The organism is Arthrobacter nitrophenolicus, from assembly GCF_000332815.1.
GTDB classification, from domain to species: Bacteria; Actinomycetota; Actinomycetes; order Actinomycetales; family Micrococcaceae; genus Arthrobacter; species Arthrobacter nitrophenolicus.
In genome coordinates this window covers 1-3,583 of record NZ_AOFD01000102.1, presented here as the reverse complement: position 1 = coordinate 3,583, position 3,583 = coordinate 1, and the positions used below count along the sequence as shown (strand labels likewise).

General features: G+C 62.4%; 4 protein-coding genes. All 4 read right to left on the bottom strand.

The genetic code is table 11. The features are described 5' to 3' along the window. Positions 1 to 26: 26 nt before the first annotated feature. Positions 27 to 302 (bottom strand): hypothetical protein, encoded by a 276-nt coding sequence (locus tag G205_RS20210; protein WP_009359664.1) that lies wholly within the window; start codon positions 300 to 302, stop codon positions 27 to 29. 59 nt (positions 303 to 361) lie between these two features. Continuing rightward, positions 362 to 1,351, bottom strand: a complete 990-nt coding sequence (locus G205_RS20205) for a hypothetical protein (protein WP_009359663.1) — start codon at positions 1,349 to 1,351, stop codon at positions 362 to 364. Positions 1,352 to 1,938: 587 nt separating this feature from the next. Beyond that, positions 1,939 to 2,220, bottom strand: coding sequence for a helix-turn-helix domain-containing protein (locus G205_RS20200; protein WP_009359660.1), 282 nt, complete (start codon positions 2,218 to 2,220; stop codon positions 1,939 to 1,941). A gap of 4 nt (positions 2,221 to 2,224) precedes the next feature. Beyond that, positions 2,225 to 3,322 carry a tyrosine-type recombinase/integrase gene (locus tag G205_RS20195; protein ID WP_009359659.1) on the bottom strand — a complete coding sequence of 366 codons (1,098 nt, stop codon included), beginning with the start codon at positions 3,320 to 3,322 and terminating at the stop codon, positions 2,225 to 2,227. Positions 3,323 to 3,583 lie beyond the last annotated feature (261 nt).

The following is a 3,583-nucleotide window of genomic DNA, read 5'->3' as shown; positions in this document are numbered from 1 at the left end:
GGCAATGGTGATTATTCGATCTGGAACTATTCGGCAGCACCACTCGAGGGGAAGCGGTCCGGATGCTTAGGGTCTCGTCCCTTTTCCCGCCAGTACTCATCCCGCTGCCATAGGGAAAACCTGGTTGCTTGGACGCAGAGTACGACGACGGCGATGCTGAAAAGGATTGTCCGGATCCAGAGCCAGGGCTCTGAGTCGACACCGGCGAGGCTTAGGACGCTGGAAACCAGCATGATGAGCGTTACTGGAAGGAACCAGCGCATGCGCTGAAACCTGCGCTGAATTTCATCCTTGGTTGCCATGCCTGCCTCCGTGGGCTGGGGTCCGGAAGGCCCGGCCCGCTGTGGATCGATTCGGCTCGTTATCGGCTTCCCGCAACGATGTCGGTCATTATGCGCGATGACTTCCCTGTTGGATAGCGGGACCAGGGTTCCGCGGCGGCTGCGGCGTGCTTTTGCGTGACTTGGTAGCTGTAGCCGAGCATTTCTGCCACGAGCGGTGCCGGGACTTCCTGGACGAGGCTGCGGAGGGATGCGTTGCGTGCGCCTAGGAGGTCTATTCCGATTTCCCTCAGCCGCATCATGAGTGTGTTGGGGTGGATGTGTTGTCCTGCGCGGTAGCCAGGGAAGAGCCACGGACTGCCGGAGCTGCTGCCCGTGCGCATGTTGGGGCGTGAAGCGAGGTGTTTTGTGAGCAATCCGGCGAACGGTTCGGGCACTGGCGCTGGGTGTTCTTCCCCCAGTGAGAGGCGCGGACCATCGGGCGTGAGCAACACGTCGGCGCTCTTCATCGCGGCGATCTTCACTACTGGTTGGGCGTATAGCAGCAGGAGAATGGCGGCGACCCGGTATGACAGGGTGTCGAAGTTGTCGGTGAGACAGGCTTTGAGCATGGCGAGGCGCTTACCTTGGGTGAGCAGTGGCACGGTCCTGGCCTGCCGGAAGCCGATGGTGATGTTGGTGCAGGTCCGATTCTTCACCGCCCAGACGAAAAAGGTTCTGATGGCATGTCTGGTTGTGGGACCATCGGTCAGCCAGGCTTCGATGTCGGCCTGGAGGCAGGAGGCGACCGTTCGTCCGTGGGTGAGCTTGAGCCATGTGAGGAACTTGATGGTTTCGGTGATTTCCTGCTTCGCGCTGTGCACCGGGCCCTGCGTGGGCTTCCCGTTCGCCGATATGGTCCTGATACGTCGCAGGTGGTGCCAGCGGGCGAAGGACTCGATGGGTCGCCGAACCTCGATGTCATCAATGTCATCGAGCTTGCTGGACAGCCACCGCTCAAAGAGCGCGAGGTAATGGTCCCGGACCGGCAGTAGGTTGTGGTGGACGAGCAGGCTGCGCAGGTGCTCCACCCGTAGGCTGGTGGGTTCCCTATCAAGCGCCTCGTGACTGAGCGGGATGTCTCCGGTGGCGAGTTGCTCGAGCAGTTCGCGGACGCCGGGTTTGCGGAGCCAGGTGAGGATGCTTTCGGATCGCTGGGCTTTGCAGAGCGCGGAGAGCAGTTTCGCTGCCGTCGTTTCGTTGCCCTGGACTCGTCGACACGCAACAGCGCCATGAGGTCGTTCCGGAGTGAGCAGCGGGCGCAGGTGTTCTGGCGGTAGTGCTCTGTTTCCGTCCCGCAGTCGGAGCAGTGGTAATCCTGGGTGATGCCGGCGCAATCGGCGCAGACTGGCTGGTCACCGTGGGAAGCAGACCTGCCTGGAAGCATCCGCTCTGTCCCGCAGCCGGGGCAGGTGCCGTGGGTGCGCATGGCGACCGTGAAGCAGGTCCCGCAGATCCTGCCTTCCGGCCAGCTGGCACGGTGCTTACCGGCCGCCCGTGAGCACCTGTCACAGGTGAAGAGGCCGGTGGTGCGCGGCCGGCCACGGACGCCGGACCGCGGGATGACCTCAGCCGTCATCGCGGATTACCCTCGCGCGTTTGGGTCTGATGGTCTTGTTCAGGTCGACGACGTTCGCGTCGGAGGCGACTTTACGGGCTTGGCATCCGTTGCCGTGACGGTGACTAGGTCTTCGGGTCCGCAGGAGAAGATGTCGCAGAGCGCAGCGATCATCATGAGTGAGACGCGCTCCGGGCGTTGGGTGACGAGCCGATAGACCTGGGAGGCAGAGAGTTCGATGCCGCGTTCCTTGAGCAAGGGACTGAGGTCTGTGCTGTTGTGCATTCCCCGGGCTGCCATGAGTTCTGCAAGCCGCCAGCGGTAGTCGATCTCTCGTTTCATGGGTTCAGTCTTCCATTCCGGCCAGGGCGTCCCGGATCGTGGAATCCAGGGCACGGCGCAGTGTTTTGACCCTGTAGTCGCTGGAGACGGAGGTGTAGAGGGCCGTCGTTGAGGCGTGCTCGTGCCCGGCCTGGTGCTGGACGAACAAAGCGTCCATGCCTGATTCGATCAGGTGGGTGACGTAGGAGCGGCGCAGCGAGTGGATGTCCAGGCCGGGGGAGAGGCCCAGGTCCTCGCAGTACCGGTTGAACCTTCGGTTCAGCGCCGTCTCCGAAACAAGGGCGCCCCGTTCGGAAGGGAACAGGTCCAGGCCGTCGGTCATGTGCGGGTGGCCGCGTTCCAGCCAGTCGGCAACGATTTCCGTGGACCAGTCGAACACGGTCAGGACGCTGCGGCGCTTGGGTGGTGAACCCTTCATGGCCTTCCCGTAGCGGACCTGCAGGACCCCGTACTTGCCGAACTCCCGCGCGTGCGGGTTCCTGGCAAAATCGACAGTCTGCAGGTGCCTGACCTCGTTGCGGCGGAGACCCCAGCAGTAGGCCACTTTGAACAGGACAGCGTCGCGGTAGGCCGGCAGCCAGCCCTTGCGGCCCAGCGTCGCAATGCGGTCCACCTCGTCATCGGCCCGGTCAAAGAAGGCCTGCAGCTCGTGCCGGGTGAACGGTCGCCGCTTAGGATCCGATTCGTTGGTCTGGGCGTGGACCGCGGTGTTCCAGCCGAAGCACACCTGCGAAGGGTGCGTTCCGAAATACTGCTCACAGACCCGGTCCCAGCCATAATCAGGCGAGGCTACGTACGAGCAGAACGCCCGGAGCGCCGCCTGATAACTCCGGATCGTGGACTGGGCCGCGTGCTTCACGCTGCGCAGATCCCCGAAGAACTCATCCACGTGGGCCGGCGTCCACTGCCATGGATATTCATTCGTGGACTCCTGGAACCGCGTCACCAGCCGCTCCCGGCCTTCGATGGTGCCAAACGACAGGTTTCTGCTCAGCTGCTGATTCCGCCAACCCGTGAGCATCTGGGTGAACACGACATCCTCCGGATGAAGGAAACGCACTGCGCCGAAATCCAGCACCCGTCCCGCTGAATCGACAGCCACGAACCCTCCTAAAACATTGCATTGGATGCAAGAATCATGCGATTAATGCAGAACGCCTGCAAATCCGCTGCTCAACGGGGCGTCCAAGATCTATGTCATGTGGCTTTGCGCGCCCCGTCGATGCTATTCGGAATGTCCTGCGCCGGCTCTGTGCGAAGTGTTTCCGCAGCTCAAAGGCACTTTACGACGCTGAATGACCGTGGGGCGGCGAGTGGCGGGCGCAGGAGGGGCGATCATGCATCAGATGCAATAATCACTGTT